The 24,206-nt window shown below is 67.7% G+C and carries 26 protein-coding genes; 10 read left to right on the plus strand and 16 right to left on the minus strand.

From position 1 onward, the window contains the following. Positions 1-149 precede the first annotated feature (149 nt). From AC2D9V_RS13875 to AC2D9V_RS13885, 3 genes are all read right to left on the minus strand, one after another. Entirely contained in the window at positions 150-542 is a 393-nt protein-coding gene (locus AC2D9V_RS13875) for a VOC family protein (protein WP_484714681.1), read from the minus strand. 5 nt (positions 543-547) lie between these two features. Continuing rightward, positions 548-1,372, minus strand: coding sequence for an arginyltransferase (locus AC2D9V_RS13880; RefSeq protein ID WP_484714682.1), 825 nt, complete (start codon positions 1,370-1,372; stop codon positions 548-550). A 134-nt stretch (positions 1,373-1,506) separates the two neighbouring features. After that, complete coding sequence (locus AC2D9V_RS13885; RefSeq protein WP_484714683.1) at positions 1,507-1,995, minus strand: DUF2852 domain-containing protein; 489 nt, start codon at positions 1,993-1,995, stop codon at positions 1,507-1,509. 181 nt (positions 1,996-2,176) lie between these two features. Here AC2D9V_RS13885 and AC2D9V_RS13890 point away from each other — a divergent pair, with 181 nt between their 5' ends. Together AC2D9V_RS13890 and AC2D9V_RS13895 are read left to right on the plus strand one after the other, a co-directional pair. Continuing rightward, complete coding sequence (locus AC2D9V_RS13890) at positions 2,177-4,978, plus strand: [protein-PII] uridylyltransferase family protein (RefSeq protein WP_484714684.1); 2,802 nt, start codon at positions 2,177-2,179, stop codon at positions 4,976-4,978. Next, positions 4,959-5,231: a hypothetical protein gene (locus AC2D9V_RS13895; RefSeq protein WP_484714685.1), complete on the plus strand. Its 273-nt coding sequence runs from the start codon at positions 4,959-4,961 to the stop codon at positions 5,229-5,231. The genes AC2D9V_RS13890 and AC2D9V_RS13895 overlap by 20 nt, the downstream gene beginning before the upstream one ends. Positions 5,232-5,243: 12 nt before the next feature. Here AC2D9V_RS13895 and AC2D9V_RS13900 read toward each other — a convergent pair whose 3' ends face one another. Then, positions 5,244-5,630: a hypothetical protein gene (locus AC2D9V_RS13900; protein ID WP_484714686.1), complete on the minus strand. Its 387-nt coding sequence runs from the start codon at positions 5,628-5,630 to the stop codon at positions 5,244-5,246. 92 nt (positions 5,631-5,722) lie between these two features. On the opposite strand from AC2D9V_RS13900, the gene AC2D9V_RS13905 reads away from it, so the two are divergent. Both AC2D9V_RS13905 and iolG read left to right on the plus strand, forming a co-directional pair. Continuing rightward, positions 5,723-6,250, plus strand: coding sequence for a TetR/AcrR family transcriptional regulator (locus tag AC2D9V_RS13905; RefSeq protein ID WP_484714687.1), 528 nt, complete (start codon positions 5,723-5,725; stop codon positions 6,248-6,250). A 99-nt stretch (positions 6,251-6,349) separates the two neighbouring features. Then, positions 6,350-7,351, plus strand: a complete 1,002-nt coding sequence (iolG, locus tag AC2D9V_RS13910) for an inositol 2-dehydrogenase (RefSeq protein WP_484714688.1) — start codon at positions 6,350-6,352, stop codon at positions 7,349-7,351. A gap of 57 nt (positions 7,352-7,408) precedes the next feature. On the opposite strand, the gene AC2D9V_RS13915 is transcribed toward iolG, so the two are convergent. Both AC2D9V_RS13915 and edd read right to left on the minus strand, forming a co-directional pair. Next, complete coding sequence (locus tag AC2D9V_RS13915; RefSeq protein WP_484714689.1) at positions 7,409-8,050, minus strand: bifunctional 4-hydroxy-2-oxoglutarate aldolase/2-dehydro-3-deoxy-phosphogluconate aldolase; 642 nt, start codon at positions 8,048-8,050, stop codon at positions 7,409-7,411. 87 nt (positions 8,051-8,137) lie between these two features. Next, a complete protein-coding gene (edd, locus tag AC2D9V_RS13920; protein WP_484714690.1) occupies positions 8,138-9,943 on the minus strand; it encodes a phosphogluconate dehydratase in 1,806 nt (601 codons plus the stop codon). Between the two features lie 192 nt (positions 9,944-10,135). Here edd and AC2D9V_RS13925 point away from each other — a divergent pair, with 192 nt between their 5' ends. From AC2D9V_RS13925 to AC2D9V_RS13935, 3 genes are all read left to right on the plus strand, one after another. Further along, a complete protein-coding gene (locus tag AC2D9V_RS13925; RefSeq protein WP_484714691.1) occupies positions 10,136-10,459 on the plus strand; it encodes a hypothetical protein in 324 nt (107 codons plus the stop codon). Between the two features lie 145 nt (positions 10,460-10,604). Continuing rightward, positions 10,605-11,822 (plus strand): RSP_2647 family RNA methyltransferase, encoded by a 1,218-nt coding sequence (locus AC2D9V_RS13930; RefSeq protein WP_484714692.1) that lies wholly within the window; start codon positions 10,605-10,607, stop codon positions 11,820-11,822. Beyond that, entirely contained in the window at positions 11,819-12,361 is a 543-nt protein-coding gene (locus AC2D9V_RS13935) for an RSP_2648 family PIN domain-containing protein (protein WP_484714693.1), read from the plus strand. The genes AC2D9V_RS13930 and AC2D9V_RS13935 overlap by 4 nt, the downstream gene beginning before the upstream one ends. Before the next feature lie 41 nt (positions 12,362-12,402). Here the strand turns inward: AC2D9V_RS13935 and AC2D9V_RS13940 are convergent, their stop codons facing one another. The 8 genes from AC2D9V_RS13940 to AC2D9V_RS13975 all read right to left on the minus strand — a co-directional run bounded on the left by AC2D9V_RS13940 (position 12,403) and on the right by AC2D9V_RS13975 (position 19,009). Continuing rightward, positions 12,403-13,101, minus strand: coding sequence for a M48 family metallopeptidase (locus tag AC2D9V_RS13940; RefSeq protein WP_484714694.1), 699 nt, complete (start codon positions 13,099-13,101; stop codon positions 12,403-12,405). Positions 13,102-13,131: 30 nt separating this feature from the next. After that, positions 13,132-14,166 carry an aromatic ring-hydroxylating oxygenase subunit alpha gene (locus AC2D9V_RS13945; RefSeq protein ID WP_484714695.1) on the minus strand — a complete coding sequence of 345 codons (1,035 nt, stop codon included), beginning with the start codon at positions 14,164-14,166 and terminating at the stop codon, positions 13,132-13,134. Positions 14,167-14,231: 65 nt separating this feature from the next. Beyond that, the gene (locus tag AC2D9V_RS13950; protein WP_484714696.1) at positions 14,232-14,831 is read right to left on the minus strand and encodes a DedA family protein; all 600 of its coding nucleotides are present in this window, start codon (positions 14,829-14,831) and stop codon (positions 14,232-14,234) included. After that, on the minus strand, positions 14,828-15,199 hold the full coding sequence (locus AC2D9V_RS13955; RefSeq protein WP_484714697.1) for a hypothetical protein: 372 nt from the start codon (positions 15,197-15,199) through the stop codon (positions 14,828-14,830). The genes AC2D9V_RS13950 and AC2D9V_RS13955 overlap by 4 nt, the downstream gene beginning before the upstream one ends. Next, positions 15,196-16,377: a vWA domain-containing protein gene (locus AC2D9V_RS13960; protein ID WP_484714698.1), complete on the minus strand. Its 1,182-nt coding sequence runs from the start codon at positions 16,375-16,377 to the stop codon at positions 15,196-15,198. The genes AC2D9V_RS13955 and AC2D9V_RS13960 overlap by 4 nt, the downstream gene beginning before the upstream one ends. 6 nt (positions 16,378-16,383) lie before the next feature. Further along, entirely contained in the window at positions 16,384-16,554 is a 171-nt protein-coding gene (locus AC2D9V_RS13965) for a hypothetical protein (RefSeq protein WP_484714699.1), read from the minus strand. A 34-nt stretch (positions 16,555-16,588) separates the two neighbouring features. Continuing rightward, entirely contained in the window at positions 16,589-17,908 is a 1,320-nt protein-coding gene (locus AC2D9V_RS13970; protein WP_484714700.1) for a DUF2927 domain-containing protein, read from the minus strand. A 261-nt stretch (positions 17,909-18,169) separates the two neighbouring features. Next, the gene (locus AC2D9V_RS13975) at positions 18,170-19,009 is read right to left on the minus strand and encodes an AAA family ATPase (protein ID WP_484714701.1); all 840 of its coding nucleotides are present in this window, start codon (positions 19,007-19,009) and stop codon (positions 18,170-18,172) included. A 171-nt stretch (positions 19,010-19,180) separates the two neighbouring features. Here AC2D9V_RS13975 and dksA point away from each other — a divergent pair, with 171 nt between their 5' ends. Both dksA and AC2D9V_RS13985 read left to right on the plus strand, forming a co-directional pair. After that, positions 19,181-19,603 carry an RNA polymerase-binding protein DksA gene (gene dksA / locus AC2D9V_RS13980; RefSeq protein ID WP_484715012.1) on the plus strand — a complete coding sequence of 141 codons (423 nt, stop codon included), beginning with the start codon at positions 19,181-19,183 and terminating at the stop codon, positions 19,601-19,603. A gap of 69 nt (positions 19,604-19,672) precedes the next feature. Beyond that, entirely contained in the window at positions 19,673-20,857 is a 1,185-nt protein-coding gene (locus tag AC2D9V_RS13985) for an FAD-dependent oxidoreductase (RefSeq protein ID WP_484714702.1), read from the plus strand. Positions 20,858-20,864: 7 nt separating this feature from the next. Here the strand turns inward: AC2D9V_RS13985 and xth are convergent, their stop codons facing one another. Continuing rightward, on the minus strand, positions 20,865-21,644 hold the full coding sequence (xth, locus tag AC2D9V_RS13990) for an exodeoxyribonuclease III (RefSeq protein ID WP_484714703.1): 780 nt from the start codon (positions 21,642-21,644) through the stop codon (positions 20,865-20,867). Between the two features lie 111 nt (positions 21,645-21,755). Between xth and AC2D9V_RS13995 the strand changes: the two genes are divergently transcribed. Beyond that, the gene (locus AC2D9V_RS13995) at positions 21,756-23,849 is read left to right on the plus strand and encodes a hypothetical protein (protein ID WP_484714704.1); all 2,094 of its coding nucleotides are present in this window, start codon (positions 21,756-21,758) and stop codon (positions 23,847-23,849) included. Between the two features lie 2 nt (positions 23,850-23,851). Here the strand turns inward: AC2D9V_RS13995 and AC2D9V_RS14000 are convergent, their stop codons facing one another. After that, complete coding sequence (locus AC2D9V_RS14000) at positions 23,852-24,178, minus strand: HesB/IscA family protein (protein ID WP_484715013.1); 327 nt, start codon at positions 24,176-24,178, stop codon at positions 23,852-23,854. Positions 24,179-24,206: the final 28 nt, after the last annotated feature.

The raw sequence follows: 24,206 nt of genomic DNA on the forward strand, positions 1-24,206 counted from the left end.
CCGCGGATCGTGTCATTTGGTAAGATTAGTTGTCCAGTTAGCGCGGTTCGCCCCAGCCGGTCAACCCGAACCTTTCCACCGCAGATTGCCCGTGATCCCCCCCTGCCGCAAGTCTTGCCGTGCGGCAAGAGAAACCGGGGTGGGCCCTGTCATGTCCCGGCTTTCGGACCGATCAGGTCCCAGCGGTTGCCGAAGGGATCGCGCCAGACGGCGACAGTCCCGTAGGGTTCATGGCGCGGCGCTTCCTCGAACTCGACGCCCGCGGCGGTCATGGCGGCATGGTCGCGGGCGAAGTCATCGGTCTGCAGGAACAGGAACACCCGTCCGCCTGCCTGATTGCCGATCGCGGCTTGCTGTGCCGCGCCTTCAGCCCGCGCAAGGACGAGGCGCGGCCCGCCCCCCGGCGGCTCGACCGTGACCCAGCGCTTGTGGCCCTGGTCGAAATCCTCGGTCAGGCGAAAGCCAAGGGTTCCGACGTAGAAGGCGATGGCGCTGTCGTAATCCGGCACGACGAGGGAAAAGGCCGAGATGCGCGCGACCAACCGGGTCAGACCCGGCTGTCGGGCAGGTTGATCCGGGCAACCTGTTCGGCGATCGGGTCGACGGACAGGGGATGCAGGTCGGCCTCGTGGCTGGCGGGGTCGCCAAGCGGCTGCCAGCTGCCCGCCTTGTAGATCTCAAGCGCGGAAAAGCCGGCCTTGTAGCCCATCTTCCGGCTGCCAGGCACCCAGTAGCCAAGGTAGACGTAGGGCAACCCCGCCTCGCGCGCGATGGCGACATGGTCGAGGATCACATAGGTCCCTAGGCTCAGCGCGGTGAGGTCCGGGTCGTAGAAGCTGTAGACCATGCTCAGGCCGTCGTCGAAGACATCGGTCAGGCAGACGGCGGCAAGGGATCGGTCCTTCTGGCCGGGCCGCGCGGCGGTGTATTCGATGACACGCGACTTGATCGGCGTTTCCTCGATCATCGCGGCGAATTCGAAGATGTCCATATCGGCCATCCCGCCATCGGCGTGGCGGTGGTCAAGATAGCGGCGGAAAAGGTTGAACTGGTCCTCGGTCGCCCAAGGTGAGGTGGCGTTGCGCCGCAGACCCTCGCCCCGCTTCAGGATGCGTTTCTGGGTGCGCGAAGGGGTGAAGTCCGCAACCCGGATGCGGGCGGAAAGGCAGGCGGAACATTCCGCGCAGGAGGGCCGGTAAAGGACGTTCTGGCTGCGCCGGAACCCCTGCTTCGACAGGCTGTCGTTCAGCTTCTGTGCCTGTTCCCCCTGAAGCGCGGTAAAGAGCTTCCGTTCCATCCGGCCCGGCAGGTAGGGGCAGGGTTGGGGCGCCGTCACGTAGAACTGGGGCGTTAGGGGAAGGGTGTGACGCATAGGGTTCGCGGAAGTGCTTTGCGACGGAGCGTAGCAAGCCCGTTGCCTTCCGCCAAGCGCCGAGTGAGGCTTGCCCGCGCGTCTGATTGCCCCGCCCCGCATGATCGCGGGACGGGGTATTCCATGCCGACGGATCAGTATTCGCCGGGACGGTTTTTCGTTTCGTCAGCCTCATTCGGCTTCACCTCGGCAGCATCCTGCGCAGCGGTGGCGCGGGCGCGGTCTTCCATGAAGGCATCAAACTCGGACTTGTCCTTCGAGCTCCGCAGGCGCTGCAGGAAGGCCTCGAACGCCTCCTGTTCGTCTTCAAGGCGACGCAGCGCCTCGGCCTTGTAGGTGTCGAAGGCGGTGTTGCCGGTCGGCATACCGGCGCGATAGGCGTGGCGGCCCCAGTGGTGGTCGTGGTGGCGGTCATGGCGCCGCGCGCCGCAGGAACGTGAGAACATCTGTTTTCCCCAGATCATGTAGGCCAGAAGGGCAAGGCCCACGGGCCAGAAGATGATGAAGCCAAGGACCATGGTGGCGATCCAGGCCCATTTGCCGCGTGCGTCAAGCCAGGCTTCGGCGCGGCGGAAGGCGGTGCGGATGCCGCCAGGCCGGGCGGTGTCGGTGGTGGTGTACATGGCGGTCTCCGGTTTATGTGAATCTCTTTCACATTGGGGAAGATGACATCACTCGATCATGGTTTCAAGGGATATGTGAAACTATTTTACATGGCCTCGTCAATCGCCCTGCCGGGCGTTGGCGGAGGTCCGCGCATGGCGGGCGGTTGACCTTGGATAGCGCCCGCAGCAAGGTCGGATGATGAGCCTTGCCGCCCGCATCCGCCGCCTGCCTATCGCCTTCGATCCCGCCGCCGCTGCGGATGCGCGGGCAGGCTTGCCCGCCTTGCCGGTGGAGGTGCAGGAGCTGTGTGCCGCGACCGCCGGCTGCAGCCCGTACCTCCGAGGGCTGATGGACCGCGAAGCGACGTGGCTGGAGGAGGCGGCGGCGAACCCAGAGGCGGCGCTGGATGCGGTCCTTGGCGCGCTTGACGGAACGTCGCCCGAGGCGCTGCCTCTTGAACTCCGGCAGGCCAAGCGGCGCGTGGCGCTGATCGCCGCACTTTGCGACCTTGGCGGCGTCTGGCCGCTCGAGGCGGTGACAGCGGCGCTGACCCGGCTTGCTGACCGCGCGGTGCATCTGGCGCTGACGACCGGCGTCGCCGAGGAAATCCGCCGGGGCCGCCTGCCGGGCGCCGTGCCGGAGGATGCGGCAACGGCGGGGGGGATGGTCGCCTTGGCGATGGGCAAGATGGGCGCGGGGGAACTCAACTATTCCTCCGACATCGACCTGATCTGCCTTTTCGACGAAACCCGCTATCCCGGTGCCGAGCAGGATGCGCGGGCCAGCTTCATCAAGGTGACCCGGCGGATGACGGCGATCCTCTCGGACGTGACCGACGGCTACGTCTTCCGCAGCGACCTGCGGCTGCGTCCAGATGCCAGCGTCACCCCCGTCTGCCTGTCGATGGCCGCCGCCGAGGCCTATTACGAGGCGGAAGGCCGGACGTGGGAGCGTGCCGCCTACATCAAGGCGCGGCCCTGCGGCGGCGACCTTTCGGCCGGGGCGCGGTTCCTGAAGGCGCTGACGCCCTTCGTCTGGCGCAAGCACCTTGATTTCGCGGCGATCCAGGATGCGCATGACATGCGGCTGCGCATCCGCGACCACCGGGGCCTGCACGGGCCGATCACGATTGAGGGGCATAACCTCAAGCTTGGTGCCGGGGGCATCCGCGAGATCGAATTCTTCACTCAGACCCGCCAGCTGATCGCCGGGGGGCGCGATCAAAGCCTCCGCGACCGCACCACCGTGGGCGGCCTTGCGGCGCTCGCCGGCAAAGGCTGGGTCCCGCCGGAAGTGGCTGACGAACTGACCGAGCTTTACCGCGCCCACCGCGAGGTCGAGCACCGGCTGCAGATGGTGAACGATGCGCAGACCCATTCCATGCCGGTGACGGCGGAAGGAGTCGCCCGCATCGCCGCCTTCTGCGGACAAGAGGAAGGCGCGTTCCGCGCGGGTCTTCTGGACCGGCTCCACCGTACCGACCGGCTGACCGAGGGCTTCTTTTCCCCCGGTGAGGCCCAGCCCGCCCCGGAGCTGTCCGAGACCGCGCGGGCGATCACCCGGGGGTGGGAGAGCTATCCTGCCCTCCGGTCCGAACGCGCGCAGGCGATCTTCCGACGGCTCCGGCCCCGGATGCTGCGCGAACTCGCCCGTGCCGCCAACCCGGAAGAGGCGCTGGTGGCGCTTGACGGCTTTCTTGCGGGCCTCCCCGCCGGGGTGCAGGTCTTTTCGCTTTTCGAGGCGAACCCGGTGCTGATCGAGCTGATCGTCGACATCGCCGGAACCGCGCCGGGCCTTGCGCGCTATCTCTCGCGCAACGCGGGCGTGCTGGACGGTGTGATCGGCGGCAGTTTCTGGGGCAACTGGCCGGGGCTCGCCGCGCTTCGGCTCGATCTTGGCGCGCGGCTGGCCCAAGCGCCAGACTACGAGGCGGGCCTCGATGCCGCGCGGCGCTGGATGAAGGAATGGCATTTCCGGATCGGTGTGCACCATTTGCGCGGGCTGACCGACGGCTTCGAGGCGGCCAGGCAATACGCCGACCTCGCCGAGGCCGTGGTGGCCGAAATCTGGACGCTGGTCGCTGCCGATTTCGCGGAAAGGCATGGTCCGATGCCTGGGCGCGGGGCGGTTCTGGTCGGCATGGGCTCGCTTGGTGCCGCACGGCTGAACGCGGGCTCGGATCTTGATCTCATCGTCATCTACGATGCCGAAGGGGTGGAGACCTCCGAGGGTCCGCGCCCCTTGGCCACGCGCCCCTACTATGCACGGCTGACGCAGGCCCTCGTCACCGCGCTCAGCGCCCAGATGCCGGCCGGGCGGCTTTACGAGGTCGACATGCGGCTGCGCCCCTCGGGCCGTCAGGGGCCGGTGGCGACCAGCCTGCAAAGCTTCACCACCTATCAGGAGACCGAGGCCTGGACCTGGGAGCACCTTGCCCTGACCCGGGCGCGGGTGATGGTGGGCGAGCCGAGCCTTGGCGCCGAGGTCGAGGCGTTCCGCCGCGCGCTTCTGCCCCGGAAAGGGCAGGGGAAGGGGGTGCGCGGCGATGTGGCGGCAATGCGGGCCCGGCTCCAAGCCGCCAAGCCTGTGGCCGGGCCGCTTGACGCCAAGAACGGGCCCGGTCGGATCATGGACATCGAACTTGCCGCGCAGACCGTGGCGCTTCTCGCCGGCAGCCCCGCGCGCAGTGTCGAGCGCCAGATTGCGGCGGGCACGGGCGACATCCTGCCGGAAACCGACGCGCAGGCCCTTGTCTCTGCCTACAGGCTGATGTGGCGGCACCATGCGGCAAGCCGGCTTCTGACCGAAGGCCCGCTGGCGGTCGAGGATCTTGGCCACGGTGCCTGCGCCTTCCTGATGCGCGAGACCGGCGCGGGAGGGGCCGAGGATCTGGTCCGCCAACTGGCCGAGGCGGCTGTTCAGGCCGAGGGCGCCGTCACCCGGCTGGTCGGCCCGGTGGCACGAGAGGGAGAGACAGGCGATGGACCTCAGCGAAGCTGATCCGAAGGGGTTGATCCGCGAAAGCTACCGGATCGAGGGCATCACCCCATCCGAGTGCCGGTCGATCCTTGTCGACTGGGCCTTGTCCTTGCCGGCCGGGGCCGGCTTTGCCGATCATGCGCGCCTTCTCTTGGCCGTCTATGGCAATGATGCCCCCGGCCACCCGATGACGGCGGTCCTGACCGACGCCCTTTCGGCCCCCGAGGCGCCGCGCCGCCGTGGGGGGCGCGCCGCACGGGTGCCGGGTGGGTGATCGGGTCCGGGGTCAGGTCCGGCGCGCCCGCTCTTCCAGCCAGAGGAGCCGGGCCGCCATGACCAGAAGGGCGATGCTGGCCGTTGTCGCCACCGCGATTGCCCAGGGCAGGATCGCCATGCCCTGCGCCCGCGCCCGGGGCAGCATCAGGACAAAGGCCAGGACGACCGAAATCAGCAGATCGAACCAGACCTGGTTGCCGGCAAGATTGGTCGTGTGGTTGAACCAGAACGGCAGAAGCCCGCCATCCAGAACGGTCCAGATCGAAAAGGCAATGAAGACAGCGGCAAGCAGGGCGACAATCAGCCAGGATCCCCGCACCTCGGCCCTTGCGCTCCAGATCAGGGTAGCGACGGCGGCACCGTAGGTCAGGACCGGAAGGACTTCGAGAAGTGACATGGCAGAAATTCCTTTTGCAGTGGACGCGGTCGGCGCCGTTTATGTAGCGTGTGCTACATGATGCCATTCCGTAGCGTTCGCTTCAATACCCGATGACGCGCCCGGGGCCGGATCGGACCGCACTTCTCGATGCGCTGGCCGCGCATGTGCTGGAGCATGGGCTGAACTCTGCCAGCCTGCGGCCGCTGGCGGCGGCGGCAGGAACCTCGGACCGGATGCTGATCTATCATTTCGGCAGCAAGGACGGGCTGATCGCAGCCCTGCTGCGCCACCTTGCCGACCGGATGCAGGCGGGCCTCTCGACAGCCCTGTCGCCCGGCCCCTTCGCCAGCGAGGGCGCACTTCTTCGGGCAGTCGTGGCGCTGATGCGATCTGCCCCCTTCCAGCCCTATGTCCGGGTCTGGTTCGACATTGTCTCGGCGGCGGCGCAGGGGCAGGCCGCCCACCGTGTCGCGGGCCACGAGATCCTCGGGCTTTACTCTGACTGGATCGCCGCGCGCCATCCCGGCGGGCCGGACGCGGCCCCCCGCCTGCTTGCACTGGTCGAGGGCATCCTGCTGATGGATGCCCTTGGCCAGTCAACCCTGGCCGACGCGGCCATCGCTGCAGCGGGCGACTGAGGCGCAGGTTCAAGCCGCTTGCTTTCCGACGCGTCCGGCGTGAAGAGAAGCGCGAAGATTGGGAACGTCGCCGGGGCCACCCCGGAGTAAGGAGAGATGATGACAATCAGGTTCGGGCTTCTGGGTGCGGGGCGTATCGGCAAGGTGCATGCGAAGGCGGTGACGGGGAACCCGGCCGCGCGGCTGGTGGCGGTCTCGGACGCCATGGCACCTGCGGCGCAGGCGATTGCCGACCAGTACGGCTGCGAGGTCCGCACGATCGACGCGATCGCTTCGGCGAAGGACATCGACGCGGTGGTGATCTGCACGCCCACCGACACCCATGCCGACCTCATCGAGCAGTTCGTGAAGGCCGGGAAGGCCGTCTTCTGCGAAAAGCCGATCGACCTTTCCCTAGCCCGCGTGAAGCAGTGCCTCGAGGTCGTCCGCGCGGCGAAGGGCACGCTGATGGTCGGCTTCAACCGCCGCTTCGATCCGCATTTCCAGGCCGTCCGGGCCGAGATCGACAAGGGCACCCTCGGCGCGGTCGAGATGGTGGTCATCACCTCCCGCGACCCCGGCGCGCCGCCGGTCGACTATATCAAGCGGTCGGGCGGGATCTTCCGCGACATGACGATCCATGACTTCGACATGGCCCGCTTCCTGCTGGGCGAGGAGGTGGCGGAGGTCTCGGCCATGGCCTCGGTCCTCGTCGATCCCGCGATCGGCACGGCGGGGGACAGCGACTCGGTGCAGGTGATGCTGCGGACAGCCTCGGGCAAGATGGCGGTAATCTCGAACTCGCGCCGGGCGACCTATGGCTACGACCAGCGCATCGAAGTGCATGGATCAAAGGGGATGGCGGCGGCGGAAAACCAGCGCCCCGTGTCGATCGAAGTCGCGACCGGCGCGGGCTACACCCGCCCGCCGCTGCATGATTTCTTCATGACCCGCTACACCGAAGCCTATGCCGCCGAGATCGCCGCCTTCATCGACGCGATGGCGGGCAAGGCCACGGCCAGCCCTTCGGGCGAAGACGGGCTTCTGGCCCTTGCCCTGGCCGAGGCCGCGCTGAAATCGGTGGCCGAGGGGCGCGTGGTCAGGCTGTCAGAAATCCTCTGACGAAGATTGGGTCAGCGGGTCCCCGCGCGGGTCCGCTGACCTTCCTGCCTTGCGCACTCAGCGCGGCAGGGCCGCCGCCTCGCGCGCGAGCGTGGTGATCGCCGCCCAGTCGCCGCGCGCCATGGCGTCCTTCGGGGCGACCCAGCTGCCGCCGACGCAGAGGATGTTCTTCAGCGACAGGTAATCGGGCGCGACCTTGAGGCTGATCCCCCCGGTCGGGCAGAAGCTGACCTGCGGAATGGGCGAGCCGATGGATTTCAGATACGCCGCCCCCCCGGCCTGTTCGGCGGGGAAGAATTTCTGGACCGTATAGCCCTTTTCCAGCAGCACCATGATCTCGGACGCAGTCGCGGCGCCGGGCAGAAGCGGCAGCCCCTCATCCTCGCAGGCCGCGATCAGCCGGTCGGTCGCCCCGGGCGAGACGCCGAAGGTCGCCCCCGCCGCCTTGGCCGCCTTCACATCGGCGGGCGTCAGAAGCGTGCCCGCGCCCACGACGCCCCCCGGCACCTCGGCCATCGCACGGATCGCGTCGAGCGCGACAGGCGTCCGCAGCGTGACCTCCAGCGCCGGCAGGCCGCCCGCGACCAGCGCCTCGGCCAAGGGCCGGGCATGGGCAAGGTCGTCGATCACCAGGACCGGGACGACGGGGGCAAGCCGGCAGATCTGGGCGGCCTTGGCGGATTGCTGGGCGGGCGTCATGGGCAGGGTTCCTTGAAGGCCCCGGCGGCGGCGCGGCTGACGGGTCAGAGCCTCCGGCGGGGAAATTTGTGGACGAAGAATGTGGGGTCAGACGACCAGAGCGGCCCCCGTATCGCAGGAACTGACGCCCCGGCGGAAGGCCGCGAAAAGCTCGCGCCCGATGCCGAACTCGTTGGCGGAAAGGTCGGCGGTCACCGGTGTGCGGCTGTCGAAATCGGGGACAAGGGCGGTCAGCGTGCCCGCAACCGCATCCAGCCGGACGATGTCGCCATCGCGCAACTTGGCCAACGGCCCGCCGGTCGCGGCTTCGGGGGCCACATGGATCGCCGCCGGCACCTTGCCGGATGCGCCCGACATGCGCCCGTCGGTCACCAGCGCCACCTTCAGGCCCCGGTCCTGCAGGACCGACAGGGTAGGGGTCAGCGAATGGAGTTCCGGCATCCCGTTCGCCTGCGGGCCCTGGAAGCGCACAACGACCACGGTGTCGCTGGTGAACTCGCCCGCCTTGAAGGCGGCCTTCACGGCGTCCTGGCTGTGGAAGATGCGGGCCGGGGCCTCGATGACATGGCGCTCGGGCGCAACCGCCGAGACCTTGATCACCCCGCGACCAAGGTTGCCGGTAAGCTGTTTCAGCCCGCCCTGGGCCGCGAAAGGATCGGCGGCGGGCCGGACGACCTTGTCGTTGAGGCTTTGCTTCGGCCCGTCACGCCAGGTCAGGCGGCCATTCTCCAGCACCGGCTCTTGCCGGTAGGCGGCAAGGCCGTCGCCTGCGATGGTCTTGGCATCGGGGTGCAGAAGCCCCGCATCCAGAAGCTCATTGATCAGGAACTGCAGCCCCCCGGCGGCGTGGAAATGGTTCACGTCGGCAAGGCCGTTCGGGTAGACCTTGGCCATCAGCGGCACGGCTTCGGAAAGGTCGGCAAAGTCCTGCAGGTCAAGGATCACTCCGCTTGCCCGCGCCATCGCCGGCAGGTGGAGGACAAGGTTCGTCGAGCCACCCGTCGCCATCAGCCCGACGATCCCGTTGACATAGGCGCGCTCGTCCAGGATCTCGCCCGCCGGGCGGAAGTCGTTGCCCAAGGCGGTGATCTCGGCCGCCCGTTCCACCGCTGCGGTGGTCAGCGCCTCACGGAGCGGCGTGCCGGGGTTGACGAAACTGGTGCCGGGCAGGTGCAGCCCCATGAACTCCATCAGCATCTGGTTGGTGTTCGCCGTGCCGTAGAAGGTGCAGGTGCCCGGGCCGTGGTAGCTGGCCATCTCGGCGGCCATCAGCTCTTCGCGGCTGGCCTTGCCTTCGGCATAGGCGTTGCGGACGCGCGACTTCTCGTCGTTCGGGATGCCGCTGGTCATCGGGCCAGCGGGCACAAAGACCGCCGGGATATGGCCGAAGGTGGCGGCGGCCATCACGAGGCCCGGCACGATCTTGTCGCAGACGCCCAGGTAAAGTGCCGCGTCAAAGCAGTTGTGGCTCAGCGCAACCCCCGCCGCCAGCGCGATCACATCGCGCGAGAACAGCGACAGCTCCATCCCCGGCTGGCCCTGCGTGACACCGTCGCACATCGCCGGCACCCCGCCTGCGACCTGCACCGTGACCCCCGCCTTCTTCGCCGCCGCGCGGATCAGGTCGGGATACCGCTCGAACGGCTGGTGGGCCGAGAGCATGTCGTTATACGCAGTCACGATCCCGAGGTTCGGCACTTTGGCTGCCGCCAGCGCCTCTTTCGCACCACCCATCGCCGCATAGGCATGGGCCTGGTTGCCGCAGGACAGGTGCGCCCGGACCGGGCCGTCCGACACCGCCTTGCCCATGTGGTCAAGATAGGTTCCCCTCGCCGCTTCCGAGCGGGCACGGATCCGGTCAGTGACACGGGCGATGGTCGGATGAAGCGACATGCAGACCTCTCTTCTACGGGCGGGCGATTCCTAGCAGTTTCTGTTAGCGCTAACAACTGGCCAAAGCGCGTGCGTCGCAATCAACACAGGAATGCCAGCCAAAAACCTTAATGTTTCACCATCCTCAACAAAATGCGGCCAGCTTTCAAATCAAAGTCAAGTTTACAAGTTTTGGCAGGATGGAGAACCACCATGAAGATGTCGCTTCTCGTTTCCCTCGGAGCCGCTGTGGGGGCGCTTACCGCTTCGGTCGCGCTGGCCTCGTCGACCGTCACGACCGAATTCGGCCGGCCTTTGCTCGTTGAAACCAATACCTCCGTTGCCGCCTGCACCGATGTCGCCTTCAGCGTAACGACGGACGCGGACGGCTGGCACGAGGCCCTGGCCAGCAAGCGCGCCTATGACCTTGTCGTTCAGGCAAGCTGGAACAACGCCTTGGCCAGCAAGCGGGTCAAGGATCTCGCTCTCGCCGGAACCGGGGCTGCGTCGGCTGCCGGCTGCGATCTGACCAACTGACGAAACTGCCCGTCACAAGGGAAGCAGGCCGGTCGTCCGCAAGAGGACCGGCCTGTCACCCTTCGTCGGCACCTTCCCCTTCCTGCCGCCCGGATTTCCGGCTAAGCGGGCGCATCGGCGCAGCAACAGGTTCGGGGTCCAAGTGATGACAGAAGACGACAGCCCGCGTCGCGGCATTCCGACCGTCCGCCTGAAGCCGAAGGCCGAGGCGCGGGCGATCCGCCATGGCTTTCCATGGGTCTATGCCGACGAGCTGGTGACCGACCGGCGCACGCAGGGCCTTGCCCCCGGTGCCTTGGCGGTGCTGGAGGATGGCGAGCGTCGGCCGCTCGGCCTTGTCACGGTCAACGTGAAATCGAAGATCATCGCCCGGATGCTCGACCGCGACCCCGAGGCGACGGTCGATCAGGCCTGGTTCGCCGCCCGGCTGACCCGTGCGCTCGGGCTTCGGGACCGGCTTTTCGACGCACCCTTTTACCGCCTTGTCCATGCCGAGGCTGACGGGCTTCCCGGCGTGGTCGTCGACCGTTTCGGCGATGTCGCCGTCGTCCAGCCGAACGCCGCATGGGCCGAGGCAGCGCTTTCCGACTTTGTCGCCGCGCTGGTCGCGGTCACCGGGGTCGCAACCGTGATCAAGAACGGCCAGGGCCGAGCGCGGGGGCTTGAGGGACTGGCCGAAGAGATGGCGGTCGTCCACGGGCCTGCCCCCAAAGGGCCGGTGCCGGTGCCGATGAACGGGGCCACCTACATGGCGGACCTCATGGGCGGGCAGAAGACCGGCCTTTTCTTCGACCAGCGCCCGAACCACGCCTTTGCCGCCCGTCTTGCGAAAGGCGCGCGGGTGCTCGACGTCTTCTCCCATGTCGGAGGCTTTGGACTGGCGGCCCTTGCAGGGGGCGCGGCGCAGGCGCTGGCCGTCGATGCATCGGCCCCTGCGCTCGAGCTGGCAAGGGCCGGGGCAGGGGCCTCGGGCTTTGCCGACCGTTTCGCCACCCGGCAGGGCGACGCCTTCGAGGTGCTCGAGGCTCTTGGAGGCGAAGGCGCGCGCTTCGACCTCGTGATCTGTGACCCGCCCGCCTTCGCGCCCGCTAAGCCCGCGCTGGAGGCAGGTCTTCGGGCCTACGAGCGCATCGCAAGGCTCGCAGCGCCGCTCGTCGCGCCGGGGGGATACCTCGTCCTCTGCTCCTGCAGCCACGCCGCCGACCTGCAGGCCTTCCGCAACGCCAGCGCCCGGGGCATCGGGCGCGGCGGGCGGCGGCCGCAGATCATCCACACCGGCTTTGCCGGGCCGGACCACCCGGTCCTGCCGCAGCTGGCGGAAAGCTCGTACCTCAAGGCCCTGACCTTCCGGCTGGACGGATGAAGGCAGTCCTCGACGCCTGCGTCCTTTACCCCACCGTCCTGCGCGAGATCCTGCAAGGCGCGGGCGAGGCGGGGCTTTTCCAGCCTGTGTTCTCGGACCGTATCCTGCGCGAATGGGTTCTGGCGACGGCGAAGCTCGGACCCGCAGCCCCCGCGCTGGCCGAAGGCGAGGCGACCTTCTTCCGCACCATCTTCCCGCGCGGCCTGATCCCTGCGCATCCCGAGATCGAAGCGCGGCTGATCCTGCCCGACCCGAACGACCGCCACGTCCTTGCCACCGCCATCGCCAGCGGAGCGGATGCCATTGTGACTTTCAACGCCGCGGATTTCCCCGGCCATGTGCTCGCCGCCGAAGGCATCACCCGCCGCGACCCCGACGGGTTCCTGTGGGAGCTGCACTCGCGGCACCCCGAGGTGATGGCAGGGATCGTCGAAACCGTCCGCGCCAAGGCCGAGGCGATCTCGGGCCAGCCCGTCGCGTTGAAGGCGCTCTTGAAACGGGCGCGGCTCTACCGGCTGGGAAAGGCGCTCGCGGTCTAGGAGCCAAATTCCTTAACCAAGGAATTTGCCAAATTTCCTGCTCAAGAAATTTGCTTCGTCCCCAGCCAGCGCGCCTCATTCGCCTCGATCGCGGCGATCCGTTCTTCGGTCTTCGGATGGCTGAGAAGCCAGGCCGGCACCCCTTCCGCCCGGTTCTGGGTCAAGGCCTCAAGCTTGCGGAACAGGCTCTTCTGCGGCCCCGTCCCGATCCCCGCCTTGATGAGGAGGGCCGAGGCATAGGCATCGGCCTCGAACTCGTCCCGCCGCGAGAGGTGCGCCATAAGGGCGGTCGACAGCATGTTGGCCAGCCAGACGCCGACAATCGGCACGAACCGGTTCAGCACCGCCGACAGCATCACGAAGACCGCGTTCTGCCCGGTGAAGTCGATCATCCGGCGCCGCATGTGCCCCAGCGCCACATGACCCAGTTCATGCGCGATGACGGATGCGAGTTCCTCCGCCGTCACCTCGCCGCGTGCCTTGCGGTTCAGGAACCCCCGCGTCAGGAAAATCCGCCCGTCCGGGGCGGCAAGGCCGTTCACGGGTTCCACCTCGAAGACGTTCACCTTGATCTCGGGCAGGTCCATCGCCGCCGCCATCCGGTCGGCAAGCCGGGTGATCGCGGGGTCGGTCAGCGGCTTTGACTGGGCATCAAGCGTCTTCTTCGTGCGCCACATCGAAAAGCGCAGCATGAGGTACGCATAGGCGATGGCCAGAAGCAGGGGGGTCAGCTTGAGCATTGGCGGGATATAGGCGCGCCGCGCCCCGCTTCAAAGCCCCAGCGCATTCGTGACGCAGGACTGGAAATACTGCACGCCCTTTTCGTGCCTCCCCGAAAGCGGCCCGGACTCATAGGCGCCTGCCACGTAGTTCTGATGCGTCTCGGCGCAGACCTGCGTATCCTCGCGCACCACGGCCAGCGTGCCCCGCACTGATTTCGCCCGCGCCGGCGCCGCAGCCCCGGAGGTGTCGGCGAAGAAGAAATGGTAATGCTGGTCGGTCCGGTGCACGCCTGCAGGGTTGATCCGGCTGACGTTCATCCCGCCGTCGAACAGCGACAGCGTCCAGTTCGGCCACATCCAAAGCCACTTGCCCCGGTAGAAAAGCCCCTCTTTTGGCGGGGCGGTCATCCGGACGTAACCCCGGTGCGCCGTCGTCTCGAAGGCGTCAAAATCGATCGCGGCGTAGAAGGAAGGATGGGTTCCGGGGATGTGGTAGCCCTCGACGAAATTGTCGGTATAAACCTTCCAGTTCGCTTCGAAACTGACCGTGGCGCTGTCGGTGGCGGTATAGCCTTCCATCGGCTCGTCCGACAGTTCCTCCGGCAGGTCGCCCAACTGGTCAAGGAGCGACGCCTGCGGGTCCAGCGCCGCAAAGAGAAGCCCCCGCCATTCTGACAGATGAACCGGGTGCAAGGGCCAGTCCTCGGGAATGATCGCCGGGTCGCGGCCATACCAGGGCGCCTGCACCAGCCGCCCGGTATCGGCATAGGACCACTTGTGATAGGGGCAGACGACCAGCCCGCACTGGCCCGCACCGTCCGGCAGAAGCTTCGCCCCCCGGTGGCGGCAGACGTTCCGGAACCCGCGCAGTTCCCCGTCCCGCCCGCGGATGGCGAAGACCGGGGTGCCCGCGATGTCGATGGCAAGGTACTCCCCCGGTCCTGCCACCGCCGAGACCGGCCCCATGAACTGCCAGGTCCGGGCAAAGATGCGCTGGCGTTCCGCCTGCCAGACATCCTCGCGGACATAAAGCGAGGGGTCGAGGTTCAGGTACTGCACGGGCGGCGAGGCATCTTCGGGCATGGGCGCGGGACCTCTGACAGGCGGGATCACCGGCGATGCTAGGCCGCAAGAGGGGCCTCGCGCAACTAGCCCCGGTGTTCAGCCTTCTGGCTGGAGAAAAGCCAGTAGCCCAGGATCACCGCCGCCCCGGCCCCCGCGATCATGCCAAGGGCCGAGCCGAGCGTGTCGCTCGCGGCCTGGATGTTCCCGGCAAAGGCATAGCCGGCACCGACGTAAAGACCGGCCCAGACCGCCTCGCCCGCAATGGCCACGGGCGTGAACCGCGGCCAGGCATAGCCGGTGCTCCCCGCCACCAGGTTGACCCAGGGCCCCAGCGGGCTGACCAGCCAGCGCGACAGGAAGATCGCCCCCATCCCCTGCCGGTCCATCAAATCCCGTGCCCGCGCCAGAAGCTTCTCGCGCCCCGGGTCCGCCCCCAGCCGGGCGAGGAAGGGCACGCCAAAGCTGCGCCCGGCCCAGTAGCCGACCTGATCCCCGGCAATCCCACCGAAGGCCGCCGCAAGGAACACCTGCCAGAGCGTCAGGTCGCCGGCCGCCGCAAAGCCCCCGGCGGTCAGCATGACGATCGAGGCCGGGAAGGGCAGGGCAAGGCAGGACAGGAACGTCGTCAGGAAGATCAGCCACAGCCCGTACTGCGGCACCAGGTGCAGAACCCAGTCGGTCATTCCCCGGCCTCGCCCCGGGGATCGTCCGCTTCGGAGCGGAGCGTGGCAATCGCGGCCTCCACCTCGACGATCAGCGTCTCAACCGGTACGCCGCGCATTTCGGCTATCTCGGCCAAGGTCAGGGGATGCCCACGCTCGGGCAGGGGCAGGCCGGCAATCGCGTCGATCTCGCGCGGGTCAAGCCCCCAGGACCGCCCGACATAGCCCACGGTCATCCACGCTGCGACGGGCTGCTCCCGGTGGTTGGCCCAGTAGACGGCCCGATAGACCGTGAACCCGGCGAAAGCCACGGTCACCGCGCAGGCCAGAAGGAAGGCCGTGGTCAGCACCGGCCTTGCCCGCCACAGCTGGATCAGCCGCGCGATCATCGCAGCTCCCTTACCCCCCGGGACAATCCGTCCAGCGTCATCGGCACCATCCGCCCCTCGAAGATCTCGCGGATCAGCGCGGTCGACCGGGTATACCCCCAGGCCGCCTCGGCCACCGGGTTGATCCAAAGGTTGAACGGCCATTGTCCGCGAATCCGTCGCAGCCACACTTCGCCCGCCTCGCGGTTCCAGTGTTCGTTCGCCCCGCCGGGATGGGTGATCTCATAAGGGCTCATCGCCGCATCGCCCACGACGATCAGCCGCCAGTCGGGCCCATAGGTGTGGATCATGTCCCAGGTCGGCGTCTGCGCGTCCCATCGGCGGCGGTTGTCGCGCCAGAGGCCCTCGTAGACGCAGTTGTGGAAATAGAAGACCTCAAGATGCCGGAACTCGGCCTTCGCGGCGGTGAAAAGCTCTTCCATCACCCGGACATGGGGGTCCATCGACCCGCCGATATCGAGCAAAAGCAGCACCTTCACCGCATTCCGCCGCTCGGGCCGGGTCTGGACATCCAGCCAGCCCTGCGCCGCAGTGGCCCGGATCGTGCCGTCAAGGTCCAGCTCTTCCGCCGCCCCCTCGCGCGCCCAGCGGCGCAGGCGCCGAAGCGCGAGCTTGATCGTGCGCGTCCCGATCTCGGCATCGCCGTCAAGATTGCGGAACTCGCGCCGGTCCCAGACCTTGACGGCGCGCTGGTGGCGGCTTTCGGACTGCCCGATGCGCACACCTTCCGGGTTGTAGCCGTAAGCCCCGAAGGGAGAGGTCCCGGCGGTGCCGATCCATTTCGACCCGCCCTGATGCCGGCCCTTCTGCTCTTCCAGCCGCTTGCGCAGCGTCTCCATCAGCGCCTCGAACCCGCCAAGCGCCGCGATCGCCGCGCGTTCCTCCGCACTCAGGTGCCGCTCGGCCAGCTTCTCCAGCCAGTCACGCGGCAGGTCCAGCGCCTCCAGCACCTGGTCGGGCGTGATCGTGCCAAGCCCCGAAAAGGCGCGGGCAAAGGCGCGGTCGAAACGGTCGATGTGGCGTTCGTCCTTGACCATTGCCGTCCGGGCGAAATGGTAGAAGCCCTCGGGGTCATAGGTCACCAGACCCGCGGCCATCCCTTCCAGAAACCCAAGGAACTCGCGCACCGAAACCGGCACCCCCTCTTCCCGCATCGTCTGGAAGAACGGGAGGAACATGGGGCGTCAGCCGCGCAGCATGCGGTCAAGGAAGAGGGTGATGAATAGCCCGACAAGGCCGAACAGGATGGCCCAGACCGTCGCCCATTGCGCGATGTCCGCCGGTTTTCCGCCACGCCGCCGCGCGGTCAGGCCGCCTGTGATCGCCCCAAGGACCAGCCCGCCGATGACAAACATTCCGCCCCTCTTCCGGGGCAAGCCGCCCCTCGTCTCAGCCGCGTTCCGCGCGATCCGCGACGGCGGCGATATCCCGGACGCGGGCCTTGACCACCGCATCCGGGCCGAAGCCATAGCGCGCGTAAGGCGCGCTGTCGAGCCGCAGCGCCGCGGCTGCGGCACTGTCGCCCATCTGTTCCAGCGCCTCGGCCTCGATCAGCATCAGCGTCGCCAGAAGGGCCGCGTTGCCGTGCGACCGCACCACCGGGGCGGCGCGTGCCGCGATCCGCGCGGCCTCCTCCGGCAGGCCGCCGGCCAGGGCAATCGCCGCCCGCTGCATGTCGATATGCGCAAGCTGCACCTCGCCACCCGGCAACCGGCCATAGATCGCCGCGGCCTGGTCGAAGGCATCCAGCGCCCGCACCGGATTCCGCCCGGCGGAAAGCTTGCCCACGGCAAACCAGCTGAAGGCCGTCCGGCTGTCGGCCCATCCCGCCGAAAGCGCCTGCGCCAGCGCCCGGTCCGCCGCCGCTTGGCGGGCAGGAAGTGAGGCCTTCCGCCCCAGCGCCGTCTCGATCTCCCGCACCCAAGACGAGGGTGTATCCGCCCGCGCACCCGCCGTCGTGCCGAACAGCCGTGCGCCCACCTCGGCCTCGCTCATGCCGCTGGCGATCCCGGGCGAATAGGTCAGCCGGAGGATCGCCATGTCGAAGCCGGTCAGGACCGAATGGAAGTTGTCATCGTTGAAAACGCTGTCCGACAGCCGGTAGAGGTCGTTCAACGGCCCCAGCGCCTGCGCCAGTTCCTCGTGCAGGCAGTCGCGCACCTCCTGCGGGCTGGTGTCGGCGGGAATGAAAATCGCCGCCCGCTCGCGCCGCGTGGTCCGCGCCCAGTCAACCTCGGCCGTGCCGCGCAGGCGCCGGTACTCGGACAGGGACGAGACATTCGGCACCACGAAACAGGCCGCCTGCGGCGCCAGCCGGCGCAGCTCGGACCGGCCGGTGAACTGGACGGTGATCGTCGCCGGACCCGAAGTGGTAGAAATGTCGATCCCCGCCTCGGCCTGCAGACGGCCCACAAGTTCCGCCAGGTCGCGCCCGGCGGTGGGGGGCACATCCCCGGAAAGGGCAACCGTCACCGGCCCTTCGAACCGGCTGAAGACGCCAAGACCCTTGCCGCTTTCCATCGCGAAGGTGAGGTCCATGAAGTCCCGCGCCATCGACGAGACGCCAACCGGCGCGGCGGCAAAGGGCATCGCGCCCACGGGTCCGAACCCGACGCCGGTCTCGGCGGCCGGGCGGTTCTTCGTCACCTGTGCGGTGGGCGCGCAGGCAGCCACCGCGCAAAGCGCGATGACAAGAGAGGGCAGGCGCATGGCAGACCTGTCGTGGCAGCGCCCCGGCAGATGGGGCAGGCGAAGTGTCCGGCCGCACCCGCCCCCGAGTCAATTCGCCAAAAACGACGGAATTTCCGTGCACTACCCTTCGCGGTTCATGTGCCCGAAGGGACCATATTTATCCACAGGCGCTCACGAAATGTTACGGGCTGCAAGACTGCGGACCCACATCCGGTGGTCGACAGGCTTCTTCAAGGTCTCTGATTCGGCCTGCGGCGGGACGATCACACCTTGCCCGCGCTACCGCTGCGCCCGCGCCATGAAGGCCAACCGCTCGAAAAGCTGCACGTCCTGCTCGTTCTTCAGAAGCGCGCCATGCAGCTTCGGCAACGCGGTCTTCACGTCCTTCCGCAGGTCTTCGGGTGCCATGTCCTCGGCCAGCAGAAGCCGCAGCCAGTCCAGCACTTCGCTGGTCGAGGGCTTCTTCTTCAGCCCCGGCACCTCGCGCAGCTCGTAGAACTGCGTCAGCGCCGCGGTCAGAAGCTGATCCTTGATCCCCGGGAAATGCACCCGGACGATCGCCGCCAGCGTCTCGGCGTCGGGAAAGCGGATGTAGTGAAAGAAGCAGCGCCGCAGGAAGGCGTCCGGCAGCTCCTTCTCGTTGTTCGAAGTGATGATCACCACCGGTCGGAGCGCCGCGCGGATCGTCTCGCCCGTCTCGTAGACGTGGAACTCCATCCGATCGAGTTCCTGCAAGAGGTCGTTCGGAAACTCGATATCCGCCTTGTCGATCTCGTCGATCAGCAGGACCACGCGCTCCGGCGCCTCGAAGGCCTGCCAGAGCTTGCCCTTGCGGATGTAGTTCCTGACATCGTTCACCCTCGCGTCGCCCAGCTGACTGTCGCGCAGCCGGCTGACGGCATCATATTCGTAAAGCCCCTGCTGCGCCTTGGTCGTCGACTTCACATGCCATTCGATCAGCGGCAGCCCCAGCGACGCCGCCACCTGGCGCGCAAGCTCGGTCTTGCCGGTGCCGGGCTCGCCCTTCACCAGAAGCGGGCGTTGCAGCGTAACCGCGGCGTTCACCGCGATCGTCAGGTCGTCAGTCGCAACATAGGCGCCGGTCGAGGCGAATTTCATAACTGGATCAACAGGCTGTTGTCAGGGGTTTCACAAACCCTACCTGTGCTTAGAAAATGTCGCAACCGCTAGTGACATTCCCGGTGCCTTGCGCTACACGCCCGCCAACAGGAGCGCGTCATGACAGAAGCCCACCTGTCGGAGCGATCCGGCGCCAAGGAGAGAGTTTCGATGAAGGCCGAAGTTTTCCTGCCTGATGATTACCGTCCCGCCGAGGACGAACCCTTCATGAACGACCGCCAGCTGGAGTATTTCCGCAGGAAGCTTCTGGTCTGGAAGCAGGAATTGCTCGACCAGTCGGCGGAAACCATCGACTCCCTGCAGGACTCGGGCCGCAACGTCCCCGACATCGCCGACCGCGCCAGCGAAGAGACTGACCGCGCGCTGGAACTGCGGACCCGCGACCGCCAGCGCAAGCTTGTCGGCAAGATCGACGCGGCCCTGCGGCGGATCGAGAATGGCGAATTCGGCTACTGCGAAGTGACGGGTGAGCCGATCAGCCTCAAGCGGCTCGACGCCCGGCCGATCGCGACCATGACGCTGGAAGCCCAGGAAAAGCATGAACGCCGCGAGAAAGTGCATCGCGACGACTGACGCCGGCCCGGCGCCAGTGCATATTGAACGCCGGGCCAATGGTCCGGCGTTTTCACTTCGGGGGGTAGGATGAGCCTGATCGGCCAATCCGTGATCGTCGTCGGGGCAGGGGTCGCGGGCCTTGCCGTGGCCCGGGCCTTGGCGCTGCGCGGGGCGTCGGTCACCGTCCTCGAACAGGCGGACGCGATCCGCGAGGTTGGGGCGGGGCTCCAGATCTCGCCCAACGGGGCCGCCGTCCTGCGCGCCCTCGGGCTGGAAGGGGCGCTCGCCGCAGCCTCCACCCGTGCCATCGCCGTCGACCTGATCGACGGCCCGACCGGCGAAGGTGTCGTGCGGCTGGACCTCGCGCGGCTGCGGCCGGGGCAGGGCTACCACTTCCTCCACCGCGCCGACCTGATCGCGCTCCTCCTCGCCGGTGCGACCGAAGCTGGCGTCACCCTTCGCCTCCTGTCGCGCGCGGCCCGGATCGATCTTGATGCGACGCGACCCGCTGTCGTTCTGGAAGGCGGCGAATGCCTGGACGCCACGCTGCTGGTCGGGGCAGACGGCCTCCACTCCCGCGTCCGGACCGCGCTCAACGGCGATGAGCCGCCATTCTTCACCGGCCAGGTCGCCTGGCGCGCGCTCATCCCCTGCGACCCCGGCGCCCCCCCGGTGGCCGAGGTTCACATGGGACCGGGCCGCCACCTTGTCAGCTACCCCTTGCGGGGCGGCACCTTGCGCAACATCGTCGCCGTCGAAGAGCGCGCGAAATGGGCCGAGGAAAGCTGGACCCTGCGCGACGACAGCATCGATCTCCGGCTCGCCTTCGAAGGCTTCTCTCCCCGGGTGCGGGGCTGGCTGGAAATGGTCGAGGACCCCTGGCTCTGGGGCCTCTTCCGCCACCGCGTCGCCGGAACCTGGACCAGCCCGAAAGGCGTGGCGATCCTCGGCGATGCCGCCCACCCGACGCTGCCCTTCCTCGCCCAGGGCGCCAGCATGGGGCTCGAGGATGCCTGGGTCCTAGCCGAGGCTCTGGCCCGCCATGACACGCTGGCCGCGGGCCTCGCCGCCTATCAGGCCGCACGCAAGCCCAGGACGACGCGGATCGTCGCCGCCGCCGATGCCAATGCCCGGGCCTATCACCTGTCCGGCCTGCCACGGCTGATCGGCCACACGGGCCTGCGCACCCTGGGGCGCATCGCGCCGGGCGCGATGCTTTCGCGGTTCGACTGGCTTTACGGCCACGACGTCACCGCCGAAAGGTCCGGCTGACGCCGCCTCAGGCGGCGAGATCCACCCAGACCGGCACATGGTCGCTGGGCTTGTCGCCTCCGCGCACGGCCTTGTCGATGCCGGCCGCCTCCAGCCGGTCGGCGGCCTGCGGGCTCAGCAGCACATGGTCGATCCGGATGCCGTTGTTCCGCTCCCAGGCTCCGGCCTGATAGTCCCAGAACGTGTAGACCCCCGGACCCGATACCCGCGCCCGGACCGCATCGGTCAGACCAAGGTTCAGCATCCGCCGGTAAGCCGCCCGGCTTTCCGGCAGGAAGAGCGCATCGGTGACCCAGGCCTCGGGCTTCGCCGCATCCTCGGCCTGCGGGATCACGTTATAGTCGCCAAGGCAGACAAAGGGTTCTTCCGCTGCCAGAAGCGCCCGCACCCGCGCCTCCATCCGTGCCATCCAGCCAAGCTTGTAATCATGCTTCGGCCCCGGTGCCGGGTTGCCGTTCGGCAGGTAGAGCCCGCAGACCCGCAGCGGGCGGCCCGCATCGACCACCGCCTCGATCCAGCGCGACTGCTCGTCCGCGCCATCCCCCGGCAGGCCGCGCCGGATGTCGGACAGGGGCAGCTTCGACAGGATCGCCACCCCGTTGAACCCCTTCTGCCCATGGGTCTCGACCCGGTAGCCCATCCCTTCGAAGATCTCGCGCGGGAAGGCCTCGTCCACCGACTTGATCTCCTGCAGGCAGACCACGTCCGGGTTCGCCTGGGCAAGCCAAGCCGACAGAGCCTCGGCCCGCGCCTTGATCCCGTTGATGTTGAAGGTTGCCAGCTTCATGCCCCCTTGTCTCAGCCAGGGATGCCGCAGGCAAGCCCCGCTTCACGGCTTTTTCGCGAAGGAAGGGCAGGGCGTCGTGTTAGCTTGACCCAACGTCAAGAGGACAGCGCCATGTCGCCCAGCACCGCAAGCCCGAAGCAGAAACAGCTGATCGTCGTCGTTCATGGCGTCGGCATCAGGGCCGCCGGCGAAAGCGCGGACATGGTTGCCGGGGCGCTCGACGGGACCATGCCGGCCGGCGAGCAGGACGGCTTCCGTCGCCAGACCTCGGACGACTTCAGGATCTTCGAACATGTTCAGGGCGCGACCAGCCCAATTGCCGGGGTCTTCCCCGCCCGACTGATCCGCTTCCGGAAGTTCAGGGGCCCCTTTCCCCGGCCTGACAGTCCCGGGCGGGTGATCGCCGACTTCTACTGGGGCGACGTCGGCGGCTTCGCCACCTCGGCGCCCGCGGTTCTGGTCGGGCTCGGGCGCATCATGCTCGGTCTGGCCCATGTCGTGCGGGAAAACGCCCTGACCGTCTTCCCCGATCTTTCGTCACCCTCCCAGGCCGCCTGGAGGGCGCTTGCGCGCGGCGCGGCGCTGGCGATCCACGGCCCGGTTTTCGCGCTGAACATCGCGCTCTTTCTCGGCCTCGTCTTCGTCGTCCTCATCGGCGATCAGACCCACTGGGTCTCGGTCCTGACCGCGCTCGCCTGCCTCGCCCTTGCGATCTGGCTCCAGATCCGCAGCCAGAGCTTCCTCCTCCGCCACATGGCCGCCTACCTGGCGATTACCGGGCTCCTCCTCATGCTCTTCGTCCTCCTCGATGCGCGCGCGGGCGGGACCTTTGCCCTGCCGTGGATCGACGCGGCCTTTCGGGACGCACTCTGTTCATGGAAGGACGCCGCGACCTTTACCATCTGCAACGGTAAGCACGGCACGGGGACTTTCCTGCATTCGATGCGCCTGCAGGGCCTCATGGTGCTGATCTGGAGCGGCATCGCCGTCACGGCGCTGGTGTTCGGGCTACGGTGGGGCGTCGCGCGCCTCAGCGGTCACCCGACCAGCCGCAGTGACCTGATCATGCCGACCCTGTCGCTCATGATGCTCCTGTGGTTCACGCTCATCGGCCTCGGCTGGGCCGTGACGGCGGCGGTCTACGGCCAGGTCGGACCCGGCCTCCTCGTGCAGCAGGTCATCGCCGACGAAAATCCCTGCGGATTCGGGCCTTATCTGCCCGGATCGGACTGCTATTTCGGCGCGGATCGCGGCCTGCTCTTCACCACCTCCCTGCGCGGCGTGTGGGCGGCCCTGGCCACCCTGTCTGTCCTCATCGTGATCGGCATGGGGTTCCTTGCGTTTCGACGGATCGCATCCCGGCGCCTCGACCCCGCCCGCTACATGGAAGCTGCGGACCGCAACGCGGACCGGCTGCGCCTTGTCGTTCCCGGATGCCTTCTCGCCGCGCTGATGGCGATGCCGGTCTTCATCCTGATCCTGATCCTTGCCAGCGCCACCTCGCCCACGGATCTCTGCACGACGGCCGCCACGTCACAGGTCTTCTGCGCGCTCGACCGGTACATGCTGCCGCTCCTCAGCTATGCGGTCGCGGGCCTTCTGGCCGTGGTTCCCTTCGTGCTGCACCCCTTGACGCTTGGCATCAACGTGGCGGGTGACGTGATCATCTACCTCAACGATTTCCACTGGCGCCGCACGCCCGACGCCCCGCCCAGCCGGACCTTTGCCGAGATCGCCTTCCCCCGGCTCCTGCGCTGGCGACGTCACGTGGTGTCGCCGGCGCATGGCTACGCCTTCCGCATCCGCATCCAGAAGCGCCTGCGCCAGCTGGTACGCGACCTGATCCGGACCGAAGAGCCGGACCGTATCGACTTTGTCAGCCACAGCCAGGGGACGGTGATCACGCTGGACGTCCTGTCGACCAAAGGCGAATACTGGGGGCGCGATCACCAGCTTACGCTGATCACGATGGGGTCACCCCGGCACCACCTTTACCAGCGCTACTTCGCCCATGCCTTTCCCGTGATCACCGCGCCACCCGCTGGCGTGCAGCGCTGGACGAACATCTTCCGCATCGATGACTTCATCGGAACGCATGTCCGGACGGACTCGCCGGACGAGCTCGCCATCGGCCACGGCGGCCACACGAACTATTGGCGCGATGACCGCGTGCGTCCGATCCTGCGCGCACGCCTCACGAGCTGACGTCAGATCGAGAAACTGGTGCCGCAGCCGCAGCTCGAGGTCGCGTTCGGGTTCTGCACCACGAACCGCGCGCCGATCAGCTCTTCGGTGAAATCGATCACGGCATTGGTCAGGAACGGCAGGCTCACGCTGTCGACCAGCACCTTGATCCCGTCCTTCTCCAGCACAAGGTCATCGGCGCCGGGGTCATCCAGCCGGATATCGTACTGAAACCCCGAACAGCCGCCGCCGTCCACCGCCACCCGCAGGGGCCGCGCATCGCCGGTCTGTTCCGCGATCTCGGCCAGGCGGGCGAAAGCCCGGTCGGTCACCCGTGGCGGCAGCGTCAGTTCCATGGCTGTTCCCGTATCCTTCTGC

The organism is Tabrizicola sp. T46 (assembly GCF_057219895.1).

Coding starts and splice junctions, on each gene's coding strand:
- dksA (WP_484715012.1), top strand. CDS start 19,181: ATGAAGGCCGAAGTTTTCCTGCCTGATGATTACCGTCCCGCCGAGGAC.
- iolG (WP_484714688.1), top strand. CDS start 6,350: ATGACAATCAGGTTCGGGCTTCTGGGTGCGGGGCGTATCGGCAAGGTG.
- AC2D9V_RS13940 (WP_484714694.1), bottom strand. CDS start 13,101: ATGCTCAAGCTGACCCCCCTGCTTCTGGCCATCGCCTATGCGTACCTC.
- xth (WP_484714703.1), bottom strand. CDS start 21,644: ATGAAGCTGGCAACCTTCAACATCAACGGGATCAAGGCGCGGGCCGAG.
- AC2D9V_RS13890 (WP_484714684.1), top strand. CDS start 2,177: ATGAGCCTTGCCGCCCGCATCCGCCGCCTGCCTATCGCCTTCGATCCC.
- AC2D9V_RS13975 (WP_484714701.1), bottom strand. CDS start 19,009: ATGAAATTCGCCTCGACCGGCGCCTATGTTGCGACTGACGACCTGACG.
- edd (WP_484714690.1), bottom strand. CDS start 9,943: ATGTCGCTTCATCCGACCATCGCCCGTGTCACTGACCGGATCCGTGCC.
- AC2D9V_RS13965 (WP_484714699.1), bottom strand. CDS start 16,554: ATGTTTGTCATCGGCGGGCTGGTCCTTGGGGCGATCACAGGCGGCCTG.
- AC2D9V_RS13970 (WP_484714700.1), bottom strand. CDS start 17,908: ATGCGCCTGCCCTCTCTTGTCATCGCGCTTTGCGCGGTGGCTGCCTGC.
- AC2D9V_RS13880 (WP_484714682.1), bottom strand. CDS start 1,372: ATGCGTCACACCCTTCCCCTAACGCCCCAGTTCTACGTGACGGCGCCC.
- AC2D9V_RS13985 (WP_484714702.1), top strand. CDS start 19,673: ATGAGCCTGATCGGCCAATCCGTGATCGTCGTCGGGGCAGGGGTCGCG.
- AC2D9V_RS13945 (WP_484714695.1), bottom strand. CDS start 14,166: ATGCCCGAAGATGCCTCGCCGCCCGTGCAGTACCTGAACCTCGACCCC.
- AC2D9V_RS13930 (WP_484714692.1), top strand. CDS start 10,605: ATGACAGAAGACGACAGCCCGCGTCGCGGCATTCCGACCGTCCGCCTG.
- AC2D9V_RS13995 (WP_484714704.1), top strand. CDS start 21,756: ATGTCGCCCAGCACCGCAAGCCCGAAGCAGAAACAGCTGATCGTCGTC.
- AC2D9V_RS13915 (WP_484714689.1), bottom strand. CDS start 8,050: ATGACGCCCGCCCAGCAATCCGCCAAGGCCGCCCAGATCTGCCGGCTT.
- AC2D9V_RS13905 (WP_484714687.1), top strand. CDS start 5,723: ATGACGCGCCCGGGGCCGGATCGGACCGCACTTCTCGATGCGCTGGCC.
- AC2D9V_RS13955 (WP_484714697.1), bottom strand. CDS start 15,199: ATGATCGCGCGGCTGATCCAGCTGTGGCGGGCAAGGCCGGTGCTGACC.
- AC2D9V_RS13885 (WP_484714683.1), bottom strand. CDS start 1,995: ATGTACACCACCACCGACACCGCCCGGCCTGGCGGCATCCGCACCGCC.
- AC2D9V_RS13925 (WP_484714691.1), top strand. CDS start 10,136: ATGAAGATGTCGCTTCTCGTTTCCCTCGGAGCCGCTGTGGGGGCGCTT.
- AC2D9V_RS13900 (WP_484714686.1), bottom strand. CDS start 5,630: ATGTCACTTCTCGAAGTCCTTCCGGTCCTGACCTACGGTGCCGCCGTC.
- AC2D9V_RS13960 (WP_484714698.1), bottom strand. CDS start 16,377: ATGTTCCTCCCGTTCTTCCAGACGATGCGGGAAGAGGGGGTGCCGGTT.
- AC2D9V_RS13895 (WP_484714685.1), top strand. CDS start 4,959: ATGGACCTCAGCGAAGCTGATCCGAAGGGGTTGATCCGCGAAAGCTAC.
- AC2D9V_RS13935 (WP_484714693.1), top strand. CDS start 11,819: ATGAAGGCAGTCCTCGACGCCTGCGTCCTTTACCCCACCGTCCTGCGC.
- AC2D9V_RS13950 (WP_484714696.1), bottom strand. CDS start 14,831: ATGACCGACTGGGTTCTGCACCTGGTGCCGCAGTACGGGCTGTGGCTG.